This is a genomic window from Rhodophyticola sp. (assembly GCF_965284195.1).
GTDB lineage: Bacteria > Pseudomonadota > Alphaproteobacteria > Rhodobacterales > Rhodobacteraceae > Rhodophyticola.
In genome coordinates this window covers 3,821,280-3,841,539 of sequence record NZ_CBDIRM010000001.1, presented here as the reverse complement: position 1 = coordinate 3,841,539, position 20,260 = coordinate 3,821,280, and the positions used below count along the sequence as shown (strand labels likewise).

Below are 20,260 nucleotides of genomic sequence, written 5' to 3'. Positions count from 1 at the left end.
CACAGACACTCGAAACAGACCCGTAGGGAGGACCAAGATGAGACATCTGTTGGGGGCGGCCTGCGCCCTGATGACGGCTGCGACCGTCCAGGCACAAACCATCGACACGGAAAGCATCCGCGCCGCGGTTGGCGCGATCGACACGCAAGCCATCATCGACAATGATGCGCATGACAGGAACTGGTTGAATTACGGGCTGAACTATGCGGAAACGCGGTTTTCCCAGCTCGACGGCATCAACACTGAAAACGTGGGTCAACTCGGTCTTGAATGGTCCTACAACCTGAACTCCACGCGCGGCGTGCAATCGACGCCGATCGTGGTGGATGGCGTGATGTATGTCACCGGGTCATGGTCCATCGTTCACGCGCTGGACGCGCTGACCGGAGAGCCGATTTGGGTCTACGACCCGCAGGTGCCGGGCGATTTCGGCGAACGGGGCTGTTGCGATGTGGTGAACCGGGGTGTCGCCGTCTATGACGGCATGGTGTTCGTCGGCGCGTTCGATGGCTATCTGCACGCCATCGATGCCGCGACGGGCGAACGCGTCTGGGTCACCGACACGATCGAAAACCGCGAGATGTCCTACACCATCACCGGCGCCCCAAGGGTGATCAACGGCAATGTGCTGATCGGCAATGGCGGCGCGGAATTCGGCGTGCGCGGCTATATCTCGGCCTATGACGCCGCAAGCGGGGAGATGTCATGGCGCTGGTATTCGGTGCCCGGAGATCCGAGCGAGCCGTTCGAGAACGCCTCGATGGAGATGGCCGCGGAAACATGGGATCCGTCCGCCGAATACTGGCTGGCCGGCGGTGGCGGAACGATCTGGGACGCCATGGCCTACGACCCGGATCTGAACCTGCTCTATGTGGGCACCGGCAACGGCTCACCCTGGAACCAGCATCTGCGCAGCCCGGCCGGCGGCGACAACCTGTTCCTCGCCTCGATCGTCGCGCTGAACCCGGATACGGGCGAATATGTCTGGCACTACCAGAACACACCGGGCGACACCTGGGACTATACCTCGACCCAGCACATCATCCTCGCCGATCTGGAGATCGACGGAGAGATGCGCCAGATCCTGATGCAGGCCCCGAAAAACGGGTTCTTCTATGTGATCGACCGGGTCACGGGGGAGTTCATCTCAGCCGAACCGTTCGTGGAGGTCACCTGGGCCACCGGCTATGACGAAACCGGCCGCCCGATCGAGGCGGAGGGCGCACGCTCCCGCACAGAGCCGTGGGAAACGATCCCCTCCGCCTACGGCGCCCATAACTGGCACCCGATGAGCTTCAACCCCGAAACGGGTCTGGTCTACATCCCGGCCCAGGGCGTCCCCCTGGTCCAGTCGACCGACCCGGCGTGGCAGCTCAACAGCCACCAACCGATGTCCACCATGTCCGGCGTCGGCTGGAACCTCGGCTATCTGTTCAACGTGGTCGCACCGGAAGCCACGCCCTTTGGCCATCTTCTGGCCTGGGACCCGGTCGAACAGCGGGAGGTTTGGCGGGCGGAATACGTTTCCCCGTGGAATGGCGGCACCCTGACCACGGCGGGAAATCTGGTTTTCCAGGGCACCGCGGATGGCCGCTTCATGGCCTATGACGCCACGACCGGTCAGGCGCTCTGGCAAACACCGGTCACGTCGGGCGTGGTTGCGGCCCCTGCCACATGGGAACACGACGGCCAGCAATATGTCACCATCGCGGTGGGCTGGGGCGGGGTCTATGGGCTGATGCAGAGAGCCACAGACCGCGTGGGTCCGGGCCGGGTCTTCACCTTCCGCGTCGGGGGCGAGACCCCGATGCCGGAGGCCGAAATCAGCGACCGGCTCGACCTTGTCGAGGGTGTGCCCTACGACCCCGAACATGTGGGGGAGGGGCTGGCGATCTATGTCTCCAACTGCCTGTTCTGCCACGGCGTTCCGGGCGTGAATAACGGCGGCGCGATCCCCAATCTGGGCTACTCCACCGCCCATACCCTGATCAACGCGCGCGCCTGGATCCTTGACGGCGCAGGCGTGGACAACGGCATGCCCAGCTTTGCGGACCGCCTGTCCGAAGAGGATGTTACGCGTCTTGTGGCGTTCATTCAGGGCACGGCCGACGCGGTGCGCCCGCAATAGGCCGGCGCCGACCGCGATCCGGCCCCGCCCGGCACCTGCCCGGCGGGGCTTCCTCTCTGGCCAATCCGCGGCAGTTCGGCCAGTCTGGGATCAGGCGTTCAGAAGTGGAGTTGAAAGATGACAGACAGATGGGAACAGGGCATGGCAACCCGGCGCCGCGTTCTGGGCAATGCCCACGTGGACGCGGCCGAGGCCAGACGCACCGCTTTCGACACGCCCTTTCAGGAGTTGATCACCGAAGCCGCCTGGGGTCACCTGTGGTCCCGGCCCGACTGGCCGTTTCGCGAACGCTCCATCGTGACCATCGCGATCCTTGCCGCGCTCGGTCAGGATGAGGAACTGGCGATGCATATTCGCGCCACCGCCAATACCGGCGCGACGGAGGCCGATATCCGCGAGGCCTTGCTGCATGTCGCGATTTATGCCGGTGTCCCCGCCGCCAATCGCGCGATCCGCATCGCAAAGGAAACCCTCGACGGGATGCAAGAGGCGTCCTGACACACAAGGACGCTTTGCGGAGCCATGTCCGCGCTGTAGCCTTCCCCAAGGGAACGGGAGGCGCATAGATGAAAGACAAGATCATCCCTGCCAGCGACGCCGCGGCGCTGGTCTCCGCCGGGGACACCGTCACCACCTCGGGCTTTGTCGGGATCGGCGTGCCCGACGCTCTGCTCGCCGCGATCGAAACGCAGTTTCTCGAAACCGGCGCCCCGCGGGACCTGACCCTGTTCTTCGCGGCGGGTCAGGGCGACGGCAAGGATCGCGGCCTCAACCGGCTGGGCCATGAGGGCCTTCTGAAACGCGTGATCGGCGGGCATTGGGGCCTGATCCCCAAGGTCGCTCAACTGGCCACCAACGGGCTGATCGAAGCCTATAATCTGCCCCAGGGCGTGATCAGCCAGCTTTATCGGGATATCGCCGCCGGCAAGCCCGGCACACTGACCCATGTGGGGCTTGGCACCTTCGTCGACCCGCGCCTGGAGGGTGGCCGCATCAACCCGCAGACGACCGAGGAACTGATCGAGGTGATGCGGATCGGCGACCGCGATCTTCTTTTCTACAAGGCCCAACCGATCCAGGTCGCCCTGCTGCGCGGCACCACGGCGGATCCGGCGGGCAACATCACGATGGAGCGCGAGGCGCTGGTGATCGACAACCTTGCGCAGGCCATGGCAACGCGCAACTCGGGCGGCATGGTCATCGTGCAGGTGGAGCGCATCGCCGCCAGGGGCGCGCTCAACCCCCGCGATGTGATCCTGCCCGCCACCCTTGTCGATGCGGTCGTCATCGCCGAGCCGGAATTCCACATGCAGACCTACGCCACGCCCTATTCCCATCTTTTTGCGGGCCAGTTTCGGGCGCCGGCGGGCAGCACCGCTCCGATGTCCCTTGACGCCCGCAAGATCATCGCCCGGCGCGCGGCCTTCGAACTGCCGGTCAACGGCGTCGTCAATCTGGGGATCGGCATGCCCGAAGGCGTCGCTGCCGTGGCGGAGGAGGAGGGGCTGCTGGAGCATGTCACACTCACCGCCGAACCCGGTGTGATCGGCGGCCAGCCCGCTTCGGGCCTCGATTTCGGGGCCGCAGTGAATACCGACGCCATCATCCCGCAAAACGCGCAGTTCGATTTCTACGATGGCGGCGGGCTGGACCTTGCCGTTCTGGGCATGGCGGAGGCCGATCGGGCCGGCAACGTCAATGTCTCCCGGTTCGGCCCCCGGCTGGCCGGAGCCGGCGGGTTCATCAATATCAGCCAGAATGCCGCGCGCGTGGTCTTCGCCGGCACGTTCACCGCAGGCGGTCTCCACCTTTCCATATCGGACGGTGCAATCGCCATTCGCGGGGAGGGACGCGCCCGGAAATTCCTTGACGACGTGCAGCAGATCACCTTTTCGGGCCGACACGCACAGGGCAAATCCATCCTCTATGTCACTGAACGCTGCGTTTTCGATCTTTGCGCCGACGGGCTCCGCCTGATCGAGATCGCACCGGGGATCGAACTTGAGCGGGATATCCTCTCCCACATGGCCTTTCGCCCCGTGATCGGAGAGATCACGCAGATGGATCCGCGGATCTTCACCGCCGCGCCGATGGAGCTGAAACGCGACCTCCTCCATCTCGATCTGGATGACCGTATCGCCCTGAACCCCGAGGCCACGCGCCTTTTCATCAATTTCGAGAAGCTGCGCATTCGCACCGAGCAGGACATCGCCCGCATCGCGGCCCGGGTCGAAACGCTCTGCGCCCCGCTTGAAACCCGCGTCGACGTGATCGTCAACTATGACGGGGCGCGGATCGACGAGGATGTGGAAGACGCATACGCCGCCATGGTTGCCGATCTGGAAGACCGCTACTATCGCACCGTGTCACGCTATTCGTCTTCCGCATTCATGCGGATGAAACTCGGTCAGGCGCTTGGCCGTGCCAACGCACCTCACATCTTCGAAACCGCCGAAGACGCGCGGCGTTATCTGGACCGGCGATAGCATCTGCGATCCGGACTCAGGCCGGTCCGGGTTCGTGGCTCAAGGTGCGCGCAACCGCATCCTTCCAGCCCGCGTACCGCGCCTCGCGCCGCCCGGCATCCATTCCGGGCGTGAACTGCCGGTCCAGCGCCCACATGGCCGCGAACCCGTCCTGATCGGGATAGAGACCCGCCCGCATTCCCGCCACCCAGGCCACGCCCAATGCCGTCGTCTCCAGCACTTTCGGGCGATCCACCGGAGCGCCCAGAATATCGGCCAGAAACTGCATCGTCCAATCGGACACGCTCATCCCGCCATCGACCCGCAGGATGTTCTCCCCACCCGAGGCCTGCCAGTCGGCGCGCATCGCCTCCCACAGATCACGGGTCTGAAACCCGACGCTTTCCAATGCGGCGCGGGCAAATTCCGCCGGGCCCGATCCCCGCGTCAACCCATAGATCGCCCCCCGGCAATCCGGGTCCCAATAGGGCGCGCCAAGTCCGACAAAGGCTGGTACGAGATAAAGCTCCTGTGTCTTGTCGGCGGCTTCGGCCAGCGTCTGGCTCTCGCCTGCCTCGCGGATGATCCGCAACCCGTCGCGCAGCCACTGAACCACGGCGCCCGCAATGAAGATCGACCCTTCCAGCGCATAGCTGGGCTTTCCGTCAAACTGATAGGCAATCGTTCCCAGCATCCTGTTCTGGCTTTCCACCAGCGTATCACCGGTGTTGAGAAGCGCGAAACACCCCGTGCCATAGGTCGATTTCATCATGCCCGGCTGGAAACAGGCCTGCCCGAGGGTGGCGGCCTGCTGGTCCCCGGCGACGCCCAGAACGGGCAGCGGCTTGCCGAACAGATCGGCGCGGGTCATCCCGAAATCGGCGCCGCAATCCTTTACTTCGGGCAGCATCTCCATCGGAATGTTCAACAGCGCGCAGATCTCCGCGTCCCATTCGCCCTTGCGGATGTTATACAACAATGTCCGCGCGGCATTCGTGGCGTCGGTGACATGCGATGCCCCGCCCGTCAGCTTCCAGATCAGATAGCAATCGACCGTCCCGAAGATCAGCCGCCCGGCCTCGGCCTTGGCGCGCGCGCCTTCCACGTTCGACAGCAGCCAGGCCAGCTTGGTGCCCGAGAAGTACGGATCCAGCAGCAGCCCGGTCCGGGACCGGATCATCGGCTCGTGCCCGTCGGCCTTCAGCCGGGCACAGAGCTCCGCCGTGCGCCGATCCTGCCAGACAATCGCGTTGTGAATGGGCTGGCCGGTTTCCCGGTCCCAGACCACGACGGTCTCGCGCTGATTGGTGATACCGATCGCGGCGATGTCCTCCGGGCCCAGCCCCGCCCGCTCGATCGCTTCACGGCAGGTGCCGGCCGTGGTCACCCAGATATCCGCCGGATCATGTTCCACCCAGCCGGAGGCCGGAAAATGCTGGGTGAACTCCTCCTGCGCCGAGGCAATCGGCGTCAGCGCCTTGTCGAAGATGATCGCCCGGCTGGATGTGGTGCCCTGATCGATGGCCAGAATATGGGTCATCGCGCCCTCCCTTGATTGCCCGGTGATCGTATCGCCCCGAACCGGAGCCGCAAGCCCATCGCCGCCTCAGGAGCGAGGGACGCGGGCGATCAGCGCCTCGACCTCGGGGCCGAGCGCCTCGACGATGCGGGCCACGCCTTCGGCATTGGGATGGATACCGTCGGCCTGCATGTACCGTGCAATCGCGCCTGTCCGGTCCCCCTCGGCGGCCGTTTCAAGCCCGCCCAGAAAGCTTTCGGCATGTAATGCGCCATAAGCCCGGGCAAGGTCCGGGTACATCGCGTCGAATGCAGCCTTGTAGTCGGGGCCGTAATTGCCCGGCGCCTGCAAGCCCACAAGCAGCACCTCCACCGATCCGGCATCTGCGGCTTGCAGGATGCCTTCCAGATTGGCGCGGCTGGCCTCCGGCGCGATGCCACGCAACAGGTCGTTGCCCCCCAAAGCCACGATCATCGCGTCTACCTCGGGCGTCAGCGTCCAGCCCACCCGTGCCAGCCCGCCCGCCGTCGTATCACCCGAAACGCCGGCATTGATCACCGTGACCTCGTGGCCCCGCGCCCGCAGCCATGCCTGCAATTGCGGCACGAACCCATCCTCCTGCACCAGCCCGTATCCTTGCGTCAGGCTGTCGCCCAAGGCCGCGATGGTGATCTCTTCCGCCACCGCCGCACCCGCGAGGCTTGCAAAAAACCCAGCCAAAACAACCTTGCTCAACCGCCTGCGCGCCCCATATGCCAAGGAACGAAGTGAACCGAGGCGTTCAGACATGGCCGAGCCGATCCTCTCCCTGACCGACACCAGACTGGCGCTTGACGGCAATGCCGGCCGGGTGGAGATCCTGCATGGCATCACCTTGCGGATCGCGCGCGGGGAAACCGTGGGGCTGGTGGGGCCATCTGGGTCGGGCAAATCCTCACTCCTCATGCTGATGGGCGGTCTGGACCGCGCCACCGCGGGCCGGGTCATGGCGCTTGGCCATGATCTCACCGCGATGAACGAAGACCAGCTGGCCCGCTTCCGTCGGGAACATATGGGCGTCGTGTTCCAATCCTTCCACCTCATTCCGACGATGACGGCCCTTGAAAACGTCGCAACGCCCCTGGAACTTGCCGGTCACGCCGACGCGTTCGAGCGGGCCGAAGCCGAACTGGCGGCCATGGGCCTTGCCGACCGCCTTCACCATTATCCCTCCCAGATGTCGGGCGGCGAGCAACAGCGCGTGGCGCTGGCGCGCGCCGCGGCGCCGCGCCCCGATATCCTTCTGGCAGACGAACCCACCGGCAATCTGGACGAAACCAACGGCGCCGCGATCATGGATCTGCTGTTTGGCCTGCGCGACCGCCACGGCGCCACGCTGGTTCTGGTCACACATGCGTCCGATCTGGCCGCCCGCTGCGACCGTGTGATCCGCCTGCGCGATGGCCGGATTGACGACAGCGCCGCCCGCGCCGCCGCGGAATGAGCGTCGCCTTTCGCATTGCCCGGCGCGAGCTGCGCGGCGGTCTCCGTGGCTTTCGCATCTTTCTCGCCTGCCTGGCCCTGGGTGTGGCGGCCATCGCCGCGGTCGGCTCGGTCCGCGTCTCGATCCAGGAGGGGCTGGCCCGCGAGGGGGCGACGATCCTCGGCGGCGATGCCGAGATGTCCTTCACCTACCGTTTCGCCACCGAGGCGGAGCGCGCTTGGATGGACGCCAATGCCATCGCCATTTCCGAAACCGTCGATTTTCGGTCCATGGCGGTGGTCGACGGGGAAAACGGCCCCGAACGCGGGCTCACGCAGGTGCGCGGCGTCGACGCGCTTTACCCGCTTTACGGCGACGTCGTTCTGTCGCCCGACATTCCCATCACCGACGCGCTCGCCATCCGTCAGGGGCTTCCCGGCGGCGTGATGCAACAGGTGCTGGCCGACCGTCTCGGGCTCGGCCCCGGCGATGTGTTCCGGCTAGGCACGCAGGAATTTCGCCTGACCGCCCTTCTTGAGGTCGAACCGGACGGGGCGGCCGGCGGTTTCGCCCTCGGGCCGCGCACATTGGTCAGTCTCGATGGCCTCGCCACCTCCGGTCTGCTGGAGCCGGGTACGCTCTACGACAGCCAATATCGTCTGCGCCTGCCGGACACGGCCAATCTTCAAAGCCTTGAAGAAAACGCATTGTCCCGGTTCCGCGACACCGGCCTTCGCTGGCGCGACAGCCGCAATGGCGCGCCCGGCATTCAGGAATTTGTCGACCGGATCGGGGCGTTTCTGGTGCTTGTGGGGCTTGCGGGGCTTGCCGTTGGCGGCGTCGGCGTCTCTTCGGCCATCCGTGCCTATCTCGACGGAAAGATCGCCACCATCGCGACCCTGAAAACCCTCGGCGCGGAAAGCCGGACCATCTTCGCCGCCTATTTCCTGCAAATCGGGCTTCTGACCGCACTTGGCATCATGATCGGGCTGACCCTTGGCGCGGTGGCGCCCCTGGCACTTTCGCCGCTGATCGAAGCCCAACTGCCCATTCCCGTCGCGTTCGGCCTGCATCCTGCCCCTCTGGCCGAGGCGGCGCTTTACGGCCTGCTCACCGCGCTGATCTTCACACTCTGGCCACTCGCCCGCACCGAACAGGTGCGCGCCGCGGCGCTCTATCGCGATGCGACGGGGCCGGCGCGGTCGTGGCCGCGCCCGGTCTTTCTGGCCCTGACGGCGGCGCTGGTCGCCCTTCTGGTCGGGCTGGCCGCATGGCTCTCCGGCATCCCGGTTCTGGCGCTCTACACGGCCGCGGCAATCCTGGCCTCCCTCCTCCTGCTCAGCCTGTCGGCCCTTGGCGTCCGGGCGCTGTCGCGCAGACTGTCGCGCGCCCGCATCGTCCGGGGGCGCACCGCCCTGCGCCTCGCGCTCGGTTCGGTCGGCGGCCCGGGGTCGGAGGCGACATCGGTGGTCCTGTCCCTCGGCCTCGGCCTGACGGTGCTGGCCGCGGTTGGCCAGATCGACAGCAACCTGCGCAGCGCCATCGAACAGGATCTGCCCGAAGTCGCGCCCTCCTACTTCTTCGTCGACATCCAGAACGATCAGCTTCCGGATTTCCTGGACCGGGTGAGCAACGATCCTCAGGTCAGCCGGGTCGACACCGCGCCGATGCTGCGCGGGATCATCACCCGCATCAACGGCGTTCCCGCACAGGAGGTCGCCGCCGATCACTGGGTGCTGCAGGGCGACCGGGGGGTCACCTATCTGACCACGGCGCCGCCTGCCGATCAGGTGGTGGCGGGCGAATGGTGGCCCGATGACTATGCCGGGCCGCCCCTTGTGGCCTTCGCCGCCGAAGAAGCCGCCGAGATCGGCCTGACCCTTGGCGACGAGATCACCGTGAACATCCTCGGCCGCGACATCACCGCCCGGATCGCGGCACTGCGGGAGGTCGATTTCTCCAATGCCGGCATCGGGTTCATCCTGACCATGTCGCAAAACGCGCTGGCGGGCGCGCCCCATACCCATATCGCCACGGTCTACGCGGAAGAGGCGGCCGAGGCGCAGATCCTGCGCGACGTCGCCGCGGCGGCCCCGAACATCACCGCGATCCGGATGCGCGATGCGCTGCAACGGGTGGCCGATGCACTGTCGGACCTTGCCGCCGCCACCTCCTACGGCGCGGCCGCCACGCTTCTGACCGGGTTCGTCGTGCTGATCGGGGCCGCGGCGGCGGGCGAACGGGGCCGGGTCTTCGAAGCGGCGGTGCTGAAGACCGTAGGCGCTTCAAGGAGCAGAATCCTGACAAGCTTTGCCTTGCGCTCGGCCTTCCTGGGGGCTGCCGCGGGCATCGTGGCGATCCTTGCCGGCGCAATCGGCGCATGGGCCGTGATGATATTCGTGATGGACGCCTCGTTCCGCTTCGAACCGGTCTCGGCCACCGCCATCGTTCTGGGCGGTGCGCTGGCGACGCTTCTGGCCGGGCTGGCTTTTGCGCTGCGCCCGCTGGCCGCCCGACCCGCCCACGTGCTTCGCGCACGCGAATAACACGCGCAGAGCCCTTGCCAATTCCGGGCCAAAGGCGCACCTCCTAGCCCATGATGCGCAGTCTCAAATCCCTTCTCCAGCGTCCCGCGCCAGCCGTCGCGCCCAGGGCCGCCGCGCCCGACCGACCCGCGCCCGACCGCGCGGTCTATGTGGTGGGCGATCTGCATGGGCGGGCCGATCTGCTGGAGCAGATGCTGGAGCTGATCGACGCCGATGTCGGCAGGACGCGCGCCCGCAACCCGCATCTGGTCTTTGTCGGCGACTATGTCGATCGCGGCCCCGACAGCGCCGGCGTACTGGACCGGCTTCACGAACTGGCAAGCGAACTGCCGGAGAATGTCACCTGTCTGATGGGCAATCACGACCGGATGATGCTGGATTTTCTGGCCGATCCGGTGATCCGCGGGGCGCGGTGGCTGCGGTCCGGGGCCTTGCCGACGCTGCAAAGCTTCGAATTGCCGTCCGAGACCCTGCCGAAGACGCCGACGCCGGAGATCCTGATCGAACTGGCGACGCTTCTGAAATCGAACCTGACGGCCGAGAAGTACGGCTGGCTCTCCGATCTGCCACTGAGTTGGTCCTCGGGCAATCTCTGGGTCGTGCATGCCGCGGCGGACCCGCAGCACCGTATGGAGCAGCAGAACCCGCGCACCCTGCTATGGGGGCATCCGGAGTTCGAAACCCGCCCCCGCGCCGACGGGGTCTGGGTGGCCCATGGCCATTACCAGGTCGACACCCCGGTCTTCGATCAGGGCCGCATCGCGACCGATACCGGGGCCTGGCACAGCGGGCGGCTGACCGCCTGCGCGATCAGGCCCGATGGCAGCCACAGGTTCCTGCAGACGTGAACGCAGCGCGACTTTCGCCATGTGCGCCCAGAACGGCAGGCGCCGCCTCTGCCCCACACGTTCGTCGATCCACACCTTTCTGCGCGGCTCAGCGTCGTTTGAGCGCCTCCTGCGCCCCATCCTCGATCTTCGTCTTCCACATCGGCACACCGGACCGGAAGGCCGCGCGCCCGATCATATGGGCCGCCACCGGCGCAGTGATCAAAAGGAACACGATCGTCGCCACCGCGCGTGTCACGGTCGCCAGATCGGCAAACAACACCGCAACTGCCGCCAGTATCAAACCGCTGCCCAGGGTGCCCGCCTTGGTGGAGGCATGCATGCGGATCAGCACATCCGGCAGGCGCAAAACACCCAGACCCGCCACGAAGCAGAAGAACCCGCCCAGAAGGACCAGCCCCACCAGAATGAACTCGACGATCATGGGCCTGTCTCCTCGTCTTGCGGCAGATCCGGCGTCAGGGCCTGGTCGTCGTTCCCCGCCTCGCGCCGTTCCACGAAACGGGCCAAAGCGACCGTGGCAAGAAACCCGACCAAAGCCAGCACGATCGCCACGTCCAGAAAGGCCGTTTCGCCGGAGCTGATCGCGAACAGCGCGCAGATCGCGACGATCTGCACCGTCATCATGTCGAGTGCCACGATCCGATCCGGCAGGCTTGGCCCTTTTATCAGCCGGATGAAGGCGAAGAGGACGCCCAGCATGACGATCACGAAGGCGATATCGACGGCTGTCTGCAAAATCTCCATGGCCTTACTCCATCGCCTCGATCACCCATCGTTCCATGCCCTGTTTCAACTGCTTGCGGATCGCATCGGGATCGTCCGCGAACATCGCATGGATATAGAGCGTCTTGCCGTCATCGGTCACGTCGAGGCTCAACGTGCCCGGGGTGAGGGAGATGAGGTTGGTGACCAGCAGCACCTCCATCTCGCCCTTGGCATCGAGTGGCATCGAGATGATACCGGGCTTGGATTTCTGGGTCGGTGTCAGCACGTCCCAAACCACCTCGATCGAGCTGACCACCAGTTCGTAGAGAAAGAGCGTGATCAGCTTGATCCAGCGCCACGCGCGCAGGAAATATCGCTCGGACCCCGGAAAAAGCGGGCGCGTGACGTAAAGCGCGGCCGAGCCGAACGCAAACCCCACAACCAGCCCGGTCAGGGTGAAATTCCCGGTCAGCGCAGCCCAGGAGATCGCCAGAACGATGTTGAGGGTGAAGATGTTCATTCGATCCCCTCCAGCTGCGCAAGTCCGGTGGCGCCTTCCACCTCCGTCCCCAGCACGGTTGCCACATAATCCACCGGATCCAGCAATTGCGCGGCGGCGCGCTCGGCGAATTGCACGAACGGTTCGGGGAACAATCCGATCACGCAGGTCAGGATCGCAAGCGACGCGATCGGCAGGATCAGCGACGCGCGATCCCGTCCCGACAGGCTGCAGAGTTTCGGCTGCATCCCCGCTGGGTGCGGCTTCCAGAAGGCGTTGCCCCAGATTTTCGTCATCGAATAAATGGTCAGCAGCCCGACCACCAGCGCCACGCCCGCGACAAGCCAGAGTTCCAGATCAAGGCTGGCCTTGACCAGAATGTACTTCGCCCAGAAGCCGCTTAGTGGCGGGAAGCCCGCCAGCGAGAACGCCGGGATCAGGAACAGAAGACCAAGGACCGGTGCCGTCTTGTAGAGCCCGCCGATGGCGCTGAGTTCCGTCGAGCCCGCAATCCGGCGGGCCACGCCCGCGACGAGGAACAGGTTTGCCTTCACGATGATATGATGCACCAGATAGAAGACCGCGCCAACCAGCGCCAGCGGCGTGTAAAGCGCGAGCCCGAGGATCATGTACCCGATCTGGCTGACGATGTGGAACGACAGGATGCGCCGGAAATCGTTCATCGCCGCGGCGCCCAAGACGCCCGTGACCATGGTAAAGCCTGCCACCCACAGCAGGATCGTGTGGGTGTAGTCGACGTCTTCGGTGAAGACGAGCGTGAACATCCGGATCAGGGCATAGACACCCACCTTGGTCAGCAGGCCCGCAAAGATCGCGGAGACCGCGACGGATGGCGTGTGGTAGGAGGCGGGCAGCCAGAAGAACAGCGGGAAGACCGCGGCCTTGACCCCGAACGCCACCATGAACATCACCGCAACCACGGTCAGCAGGCCCTTGTTCTCCACCTCCTGCACCGCCAGATGGAGATCGGCCAGGTTGAGCGTGCCGGTCATCCCGTAGAGCAGACCGATCCCCGCCAGGAACAGGATCGTCGAAACCAGATTGATGGTCACGTATTTGATGCCCGCATCCAGTTGCTGACGCCGCCCGCCAAGGATCAGCAATCCGAAAGAGGCGATCAGCATCACCTCGAACCAGACATACAGGTTGAAGAGATCCCCGGTCAGGAACGCGCCGCAGACACCGGCCAGAAGCACCTGAAAGAGCGCGTGATATCCGAGCTTCTCAAGCCGTTCCTCGATATCGGCCAGCGCATAGACAGCCACCGCCAGCCCGGTAATCCCGGTGATGACGACCATCACCGCGCTCAACAGGTCGGCAACCAGCGTGATGCCGAAGGGCGCGGGCCAGTTTCCCATCTGCCCCGCCACGACACCTTCGGCCAGCACGGCCTGCATCAACAGACCCGACGCAATCAGAAGCGCGGCCGAGCCCATCACCGAAATCCACCGCCCCTCAGGGCCGTTGCGGAACAGGAACGCCAGAACCGCCGTGGCAAAGGGAATGATCAGCGGTGCCGCCAGAAGCCAGCTCATTGCCTGTCCTCCTCCGGCTCGGCCAGCCGCATCTCGTCACTCATCAGCGTTCCCATGGACTGATAGCCCCGGTAAACCAACGTCAATGCAAAGGCGAACAGACCGAAACCGATCACGATGGCCGTCAGAACCAGGGCCTGCGGCAGCGCATTGGCAACGATATCGGGCGGAACGTCTGCGCCATCGGGGATCAGCGGAGGGCTTTCCGGGGTCAGCCGGCCCGCCACGAAGATCATCAGATTTGCCGCGTTGGAGATCAGGATCAGCCCGAAGATGAACCGCAGCACATTGCGCGCCAGCATCAGATAGGTGCCCGTGGCGATCATCACGCCGACCATGACCGAAATGAGAAGTTCCATATCTCAGACCTCCTCTTCCAGCGCCAGAACAATGGTCAGGATCGACCCGAAGACCACGAGATAGACCCCGATATCGAACACAAGGACCGAGCTGAGAGGCAGACCATAATCCTCTTCCGTCGCGCCAAGGAACAGCCATTGCCCGGTGAAGAGCGCGTCGCCGAAAAACACGGCAAAGACGCCCGCCGCCAATGCGATGCCAAGCCCCACCATCGCGATGCTTTGCGGTTCCACCCGGAGTGCGGCACGCGTCGCCGAACAGCCGTGGGCAATTGCGTAAAGCACAAAGCCCGTGGCCCCGATCAGCCCGCCGATGAAACCGCCGCCCGGCAGGTTATGGCCCCTCAGCAGCATATAGATCGAAAACAGAAGCAGGAGCGCCACCAGCAACCGCGTGGCCGCGTTCAGGATCAGCGAATTCATCATGCCTCATCCTCCTTCGCGGCGACGGGTTTCTTGTAATGCGTGCCGCGCAGAAGCGCGTAGGCGGCAAGGGCCGCAACCACGACCACGGCGATCTCGCCGAATGTATCCAGCGCGCGGAAATCCACGAGGATCACGTTGACGATGTTCCGCCCATAGGCCTCGGGCCAACTGGTGATCTCGAAATAGTCGGTCAGACGGCGGTCGATATCGCCCTGCATGACGGCAATCAGCACGGCGCTTGAAACCACGCCCACGCCAATCGACAACACCCCGTGCCAGGGGCGTTTGTCGCGCCTGCCCGGCAGGTCGAGATGGGGGAGCTTCAGCATCGCCACCGCCACCAGCACCACGACAAGCGTTTCCACCAGAAGCTGCGTAATGGCGACATCCGGGGCGCTGAACATGATGAAGATCAGCGCCACACCGATACCGACCACGCCAAGACATACGATCGCGGTCATCCGGCTGGAGGTCAGTGCCGTCAGGATCGCCCCGGCGGCGACGAAGATCAGTACCGCCCAATGCTTGAAAAGCAGCCCGTCGAGTTCGGAAGACAGGTCCAGATCGAAGGCAAGCGCATCCCGCGCCCAGATCGTCAGCCCGACCGCCACGCCGAGCGTTGCGAAGACGGTGAACAGATAGCGCTGCAACACACCGGATTGCAGATGCCGCGTCTGCCATGCGGCCAGCGCCTTCAACCCGTCGAGTACCCGGTCCCAACCCGGATCGAACTTGATCGGATTGGCCTCGAAGATGCGCCCGAGCCAGTTCCTCAGCGGCCGGTGGATGGCATAGATCACCGCGCCCGTGGCGAAGGTCACAAGCGACAGGATAAAGGCCGTATTCACCTCCCGGAACAGATAGAGATCCACGCTGACCGTCGGATCGCCATAGACGGCCCATGTGCCGGGCGCCACCAGCCAGGCCTCGATCGTGTCGGGGAACAGCCCGAAATAGAGGCTGAGACCGGCCAGAACAAGCGGCCCCGTCAGCATCATCACCGGACCTTCATGAGCCGGTTTGGGCGTCTCCGCCAGCTTGCCGAAGAAGGGGCGCAAGGCGACGATCCCGGCCACCGCGAACATCAGCGCGCTGGCGGCAAAGGCCGCGCCGGTGACCCAGAACATGCCCTGATCCAGCTCCAGGCCGGCCTTGTAGAGGAATTCCTTGCCGATGAAGCCGACAAGCGGCGGGATACCCGCCATCGACACCGCGGCGACCACCGCCGCCACGGCGGTGACGGGCATCTTGCGGCCAAGCCCCCGCAGTACCTCGGCCTCGCGCGTACCGGTGGCGTGATCGACGATTCCGATCATCAGGAAGAGCGCGGCCTTGTAGAGCGAGTGGACCACGAGGAAGAGCATCATCGCCTTGATCGCATCGCTGGTGCCCGCACCGATGAAGAGCGTCAACGTGCCAAGCGCCATCAGGGTCGTGTAGGCCAGCACCTGCTTGATGTCGGTCTGGCGCATGGCAAGGATGCTTGCGAAAACCGCCGTGAACCCGCCCGCGATGGTCAGCGTCCAGAACCACAGATCCGTGCCGCCGATGGCCGGGTTCATCCGCGCCATCAGAAAGACGCCGGCCTTCACCATCGTGGCCGAGTGCAGATACGCCGAAACCGGTGTGGGGGCCGCCATCGCATTCGGCAGCCAGAAATGGAACGGGAACTGCGCCGATTTGGTGAACGCCCCGGCGAGGAACAGGATCACGATCGGCACATAGAGCGGATGCGCGCGGATCATGTCGCCCTGGCTGAGGATCACGCTCAGCTCGAACGATCCCGCCACATTGCCCAGCATGATGATACCGGCCAGAAGGGCCAGGCCGCCAGTCCCGGTGACCAGAAGAGCCTGCAGGGCCGAGCGGCGCGATTTCGCCTCGTCGGAATTGAAGCCGATCAGCAGGTAGGAGGAAATCGTCGTGACCTCCCAGAAAACGAACAACGCAATCAGATTGTCCGCCAGAACCAACCCCAGCATGCCGAACATGAACGCCATCAGGTAGAGCACGAAGCGCGGATATTCGGGATGATTGCCCAGGTATTTCGCGGAATAGAGCGTCACCAGTGCCCCGATCCCGCTGATCAGAAGTGCAAAGGTCAGGCTGAGCCCGTCGAGAATGACCGACAGGCGGATATCCAGCGACGGCACCCAGTCATAGGCCCACAGGATCACCTCGCCCAAAGAGATCGCGGGAACGAGCTGCACCAGCCAGACAAAAATCGCCGCCGGGATCAGGATTGAAATCCATCCCGCCGGCCCGCCCGCCACACGCGGCACCTCGCCTGCTGCCTCTGCCACCTTAATCTACCCTTCTCGTTCCGGGTTTGCCCGCACTGACGCATGCACGTCGCGGCCCCGATCAAATATCTGCGCCCCGCGGTCGGGGCATTTCCGTCACGATCTAGCTTGTCGCTTCCAATGTCACGGGCGACACGAACCCTTCGGGTTTCACCGCGATCACCGCGCAATCGACGCGGTGCAGGATCGTCTCGGCCGTGTTGCCCATGATGAACCCGCTGATGCCGGTCCGGCCCACCGTTCCCATCACGATCAGATCCGGTTTGTGCGTCTCGGCAAACTCCGCAATCGCATCTCCGGGCAAACCCTTCAGCATATGGACATGGACCCGTTTCACTTGCGGATAATTCGCCAAGAGCGCGTTCAACCGGGTCTTGGCGGCCTCTTTCTCCCGCTCGACCATCCGGTCCACCTCGCCCTGATACTTCGAGGTATAGCGCCCGTGGCGCAAGGCATATTCCTCCTGCAGACGCCAGGCATGGGCCACGTGGCAGGTGGCATTGTCCCGCTCCGCAAGCGAGGTCGCAAGATCCAGGACAAGACGATCAAGCCTGTCGCGGGCCTCATCGCCATGCGGCTCCGGATCGACGGTGGCAAGGATGGTGTCGAAAACGCCATCGCCGGGACCTTTCAGCATCCAGACCGGGCAAGGGCATTTGCGCAGCAGATGCATGTCAGGGCCCTTCAGCACGCCCTTGCCATGAGCTGCGGCGGTCGCACCCTTGATCACGATGTCATGGCCTTCGCGCAGGACCATCCGGATCACTTCGACGAATGCGCTGCCCTGCAGCACCGCCTCCGTCACCTCGACCCCCTCGGCGCGGGCGGTATCGGCCAGCCGCGTCAGCCGGTCACGGTGATAGGCGATCACATCCTCTTCGATTTCGGTGCCGCGTCGCCCCTGCAACGCAGACAAAAGCCGCCCAAGTTCGCCCGGCGCCGCATCGATCACGTCAACCAGTGTCAGCGCCGCACCGTTCAGCTTGGCCAGATGCACGGCACGCGCCAGCGCGACTTCGTACAGGCTGTCTTCGGTCAAAACCGCAAGAATACTCTTGAATCTCTGCATGCCAGCTCTCCCAGACCTGTTGTGGATCAGATAACGCCCGCTTGCTGATTGATCCAATCGAAACTAAAGTCGGTTTTGATAGATATTCCCGATCAAAAAACCCTGCCCGGAGTGCCCGATGCCCACCCTGCAACAGCTTCGCTATCTCGTGGCCATCGCCGATACGCTGCATTTCCACCGCGCCGCGGAGCGTGCCCATGTAACCCAGCCGACCCTGTCGGGCCAGCTGAAGGAGCTTGAGGCGAAGCTTGGGGTGCAACTGGTCGAACGGTCCCGCGCGCGCGTGGTGCTGACGCCCACGGGCGCGCAGATCGCGGCCCGCGCACGCTCCGTCCTGCGTGACGTGGCGGACATATCTGAGATCGCGAAACAGGGGCAGCACCGTTTCAGCGGCACAATCCGCGTCGGCGTGGTGCAATCGCTCGGCTCCTATCTTCTGCCGCTGGTGATCCCCGAACTGCACGCCAGCCACCCGAAGCTGAAACTCTATGTGCGCGAAGGGCTGGCCGCCGATCTTCTGGGCCGGATCGACGATGGCGCGCTGGATCTGCTGTTTTTCCCGCTGCCGGTTGCCGGGCCCGATCTCAGAACCGTCCGCCTGTTCCGGGAACCGCTGCTGGTGGTGACCGCCACGGATCATCCGCTGGCCGCAAGAACACAAGTCGCGCGTGACGATCTGCGCGGCGAGTCCATTCTGACGCTGGAGCCCGGTCACCGGCTGCATGCGCAGGTCAAGCAGATCTGCGCCGATACCGGTGCGCGGCTCAGCCTCGATTACGAGGCGACATCGCTTGATACGATCCGGCAGATGGTGGCCATGGGGCTGGGCATTTCGCTGCTGCCAGCGCTCTATGTCCGTTCCGAGGTGACCCAGAACACGCTTGTCACCTCCCGGCCGCTGGCCGGGCCGGTGCCGTTCCGCTCCATCGGCATGGTCTGGCGCAAGACCGCGCCACGCAATGACGAGCTTGTCGAACTGGCGCAGATCCTGCGGCGCATTCTGCGCGCAAACGCACCCGAGGTGACGGTGATTGACTGACGGGGATGTAATAGTCCGGGCGGTCCCGACCCAGCTGACGGCAGGGGCCAAATCGGAACCACCCGGATGATGACGCTGCGTGTCCGTGAATGCTGGAAGGGACTAAACGACCAGCAAGAGCAGTGTCATCTACAACAGACATGCGCGTGCCCACATGCCTGTCATGTCCAACTTCTTAGACACTCTCTTTTTGACACAACCCTTGCAAATGGAAAAGTCAATCGTATATGAATATTCAATAGAAAAAAGCTAACGAATGCCGCATGCCCGTCTCTGTTCCTCCGCTCACGCTTCGGCAAATGCGCTACCTCGTGGCGCTGGAAGAAACCGCGCATTTTCGCGAGGCCGCGGAATCGTGCGGCATCTCCCAACCCTCCCTTTCCGTCCAGATCAAAACCCTGGAAGAGGCCCTTGGCCTGACCCTGGTGGAGCGCGGGCGCGGGCCTGTCCGGCTTACGCTGGCCGGGCGCGAGGTCTCCGCGCGCTCGCGTGACATTCTGGATGCAACCCAGGGCATCCTCGATCTGTCGGTCACGCTGAAATCGGGGCTCGGCGGCACGATCAGGCTTGGCACCTCGGCCACCTTGGGGCCCTATCTGATGCCCCATGTGGTCGGCGATCTTCACAAGTCTCACCCGGATCTGCGCCTGTATATCCGCGAAGCCGCCCCAAGGGAGTTGCTGCGCGAGCTGAATGATGGCGTCCATGACCTGATCCTGACGCAATTGCCCGTCTCGGGCGCGGCGCTGACAACCTCGCGTCTTTTCCGCGAGCCCTTGTCCGTCGCGCTGCCTGCGGATCATCCGCTGACCGAAAAGGCCATGCTGGACGGGCCCGACCTGACCGATCAGACGATCCTGTCCCTGTCGCCATCCTACACGCTGCACGACCAGATCTCGGCACTTTGCGTCGAAACCGGCGCGACGCTGTCACGGGATTACGAAGGCACATCGCTGGATGCGCTCCGCCAGATGGTGGCGATGGGCATGGGCGCGACATTCCTGCCGGCGCTTTACGTGAAATCCGAAATCGAAGGCCGGGCGCAGGACGTGATCGTCCGCCCGTTCCGGGGCCGCCGCTTCTCCCGCTCCATCGGGCTGGTCTGGCGCTCGACCACCGGCGCCTCCGCGGCTTATGGCCGGCTGGCGCAGTTGATCCGTGAAACGGCAGGGCGGTTCCCCGATCTGGTCATCGAAGGGTGAGATTGCCCTTTGACGCCCGCGAGCCGCCGAGCGCGCGGGCCGTCTGCCCCGATCTGTCATTCGCCACGGGAGACCTTCGCGGGCGATAGGTTACAAAAACTTCAAAATCGATCTTTTTTCGTAACCTGTTT

18 protein-coding genes are annotated in these 20,260 nt (G+C 64.5%); 8 read left to right on the top strand and 10 right to left on the bottom strand.

Features of this window, described 5'->3' with window-relative positions; translation table 11 throughout:
- Positions 1 to 37: 37 nt before the first annotated feature.
- From ACQ651_RS19160 to ACQ651_RS19150, 3 genes are all read left to right on the top strand, one after another.
- Positions 38 to 2,128: a PQQ-dependent dehydrogenase, methanol/ethanol family gene (locus ACQ651_RS19160; protein WP_430450173.1), complete on the top strand. Its 2,091-nt coding sequence runs from the start codon at positions 38 to 40 to the stop codon at positions 2,126 to 2,128.
- Between the two features lie 117 nt (positions 2,129 to 2,245).
- A complete protein-coding gene (gene pcaC, locus ACQ651_RS19155) occupies positions 2,246 to 2,626 on the top strand; it encodes a 4-carboxymuconolactone decarboxylase (protein WP_227287333.1) in 381 nt (126 codons plus the stop codon).
- A 68-nt stretch (positions 2,627 to 2,694) separates the two neighbouring features.
- Entirely contained in the window at positions 2,695 to 4,614 is a 1,920-nt protein-coding gene (locus tag ACQ651_RS19150) for an acyl CoA:acetate/3-ketoacid CoA transferase (protein WP_430450172.1), read from the top strand.
- Positions 4,615 to 4,630: 16 nt separating this feature from the next.
- On the opposite strand, the gene glpK is transcribed toward ACQ651_RS19150, so the two are convergent.
- Positions 4,631 to 6,133, bottom strand: a complete 1,503-nt coding sequence (gene glpK, locus ACQ651_RS19145) for a glycerol kinase GlpK (protein ID WP_430450171.1) — start codon at positions 6,131 to 6,133, stop codon at positions 4,631 to 4,633.
- Positions 6,134 to 6,199: 66 nt separating this feature from the next.
- Positions 6,200 to 6,901: an arylesterase gene (locus ACQ651_RS19140; RefSeq protein WP_375550774.1), complete on the bottom strand. Its 702-nt coding sequence runs from the start codon at positions 6,899 to 6,901 to the stop codon at positions 6,200 to 6,202.
- Between ACQ651_RS19140 and ACQ651_RS19135 the strand changes: the two genes are divergently transcribed.
- Genes ACQ651_RS19135 through ACQ651_RS19125 form a run of 3 tightly spaced genes read left to right on the top strand, consistent with a single transcriptional unit; the run spans position 6,900 to position 10,968 of the window.
- Positions 6,900 to 7,595, top strand: coding sequence for an ABC transporter ATP-binding protein (locus tag ACQ651_RS19135; protein WP_227287337.1), 696 nt, complete (start codon positions 6,900 to 6,902; stop codon positions 7,593 to 7,595). The genes ACQ651_RS19140 and ACQ651_RS19135 overlap by 2 nt on opposite strands.
- Positions 7,592 to 10,120 (top strand): ABC transporter permease, encoded by a 2,529-nt coding sequence (locus ACQ651_RS19130; protein ID WP_430450170.1) that lies wholly within the window; start codon positions 7,592 to 7,594, stop codon positions 10,118 to 10,120. The genes ACQ651_RS19135 and ACQ651_RS19130 overlap by 4 nt, the downstream gene beginning before the upstream one ends.
- Before the next feature lie 50 nt (positions 10,121 to 10,170).
- A complete protein-coding gene (locus ACQ651_RS19125) occupies positions 10,171 to 10,968 on the top strand; it encodes a metallophosphoesterase (RefSeq protein WP_430450169.1) in 798 nt (265 codons plus the stop codon).
- Between the two features lie 88 nt (positions 10,969 to 11,056).
- Here ACQ651_RS19125 and mnhG read toward each other — a convergent pair whose 3' ends face one another.
- The 8 genes from mnhG to ACQ651_RS19085 all read right to left on the bottom strand — a co-directional run bounded on the left by mnhG (position 11,057) and on the right by ACQ651_RS19085 (position 17,888).
- Positions 11,057 to 11,392 carry a monovalent cation/H(+) antiporter subunit G gene (gene mnhG / locus ACQ651_RS19120; protein ID WP_227287340.1) on the bottom strand — a complete coding sequence of 112 codons (336 nt, stop codon included), beginning with the start codon at positions 11,390 to 11,392 and terminating at the stop codon, positions 11,057 to 11,059.
- On the bottom strand, positions 11,389 to 11,715 hold the full coding sequence (locus ACQ651_RS19115; RefSeq protein ID WP_430450168.1) for a monovalent cation/H+ antiporter complex subunit F: 327 nt from the start codon (positions 11,713 to 11,715) through the stop codon (positions 11,389 to 11,391). Before ACQ651_RS19115 ends, mnhG begins: the two co-directional genes overlap by 4 nt.
- 4 nt (positions 11,716 to 11,719) lie before the next feature.
- Entirely contained in the window at positions 11,720 to 12,196 is a 477-nt protein-coding gene (locus ACQ651_RS19110; protein ID WP_227287342.1) for a Na+/H+ antiporter subunit E, read from the bottom strand.
- Positions 12,193 to 13,731: a Na+/H+ antiporter subunit D gene (locus ACQ651_RS19105; RefSeq protein WP_430450167.1), complete on the bottom strand. Its 1,539-nt coding sequence runs from the start codon at positions 13,729 to 13,731 to the stop codon at positions 12,193 to 12,195. The genes ACQ651_RS19110 and ACQ651_RS19105 overlap by 4 nt, the downstream gene beginning before the upstream one ends.
- Complete coding sequence (locus ACQ651_RS19100; RefSeq protein ID WP_121898901.1) at positions 13,728 to 14,090, bottom strand: Na+/H+ antiporter subunit C; 363 nt, start codon at positions 14,088 to 14,090, stop codon at positions 13,728 to 13,730. Before ACQ651_RS19100 ends, ACQ651_RS19105 begins: the two co-directional genes overlap by 4 nt.
- A 3-nt stretch (positions 14,091 to 14,093) precedes the next feature.
- Entirely contained in the window at positions 14,094 to 14,516 is a 423-nt protein-coding gene (locus ACQ651_RS19095; protein ID WP_375550777.1) for a Na+/H+ antiporter subunit B, read from the bottom strand.
- Entirely contained in the window at positions 14,513 to 16,819 is a 2,307-nt protein-coding gene (locus ACQ651_RS19090; RefSeq protein WP_430450166.1) for a putative monovalent cation/H+ antiporter subunit A, read from the bottom strand. Before ACQ651_RS19090 ends, ACQ651_RS19095 begins: the two co-directional genes overlap by 4 nt.
- A 103-nt stretch (positions 16,820 to 16,922) precedes the next feature.
- On the bottom strand, positions 16,923 to 17,888 hold the full coding sequence (locus ACQ651_RS19085) for a universal stress protein (protein WP_430450165.1): 966 nt from the start codon (positions 17,886 to 17,888) through the stop codon (positions 16,923 to 16,925).
- 118 nt (positions 17,889 to 18,006) lie between these two features.
- Here ACQ651_RS19085 and ACQ651_RS19080 point away from each other — a divergent pair, with 118 nt between their 5' ends.
- Complete coding sequence (locus ACQ651_RS19080; RefSeq protein WP_227287347.1) at positions 18,007 to 18,927, top strand: hydrogen peroxide-inducible genes activator; 921 nt, start codon at positions 18,007 to 18,009, stop codon at positions 18,925 to 18,927.
- A gap of 263 nt (positions 18,928 to 19,190) precedes the next feature.
- Complete coding sequence (locus ACQ651_RS19075; protein ID WP_121898905.1) at positions 19,191 to 20,129, top strand: hydrogen peroxide-inducible genes activator; 939 nt, start codon at positions 19,191 to 19,193, stop codon at positions 20,127 to 20,129.
- Positions 20,130 to 20,260: the final 131 nt, after the last annotated feature.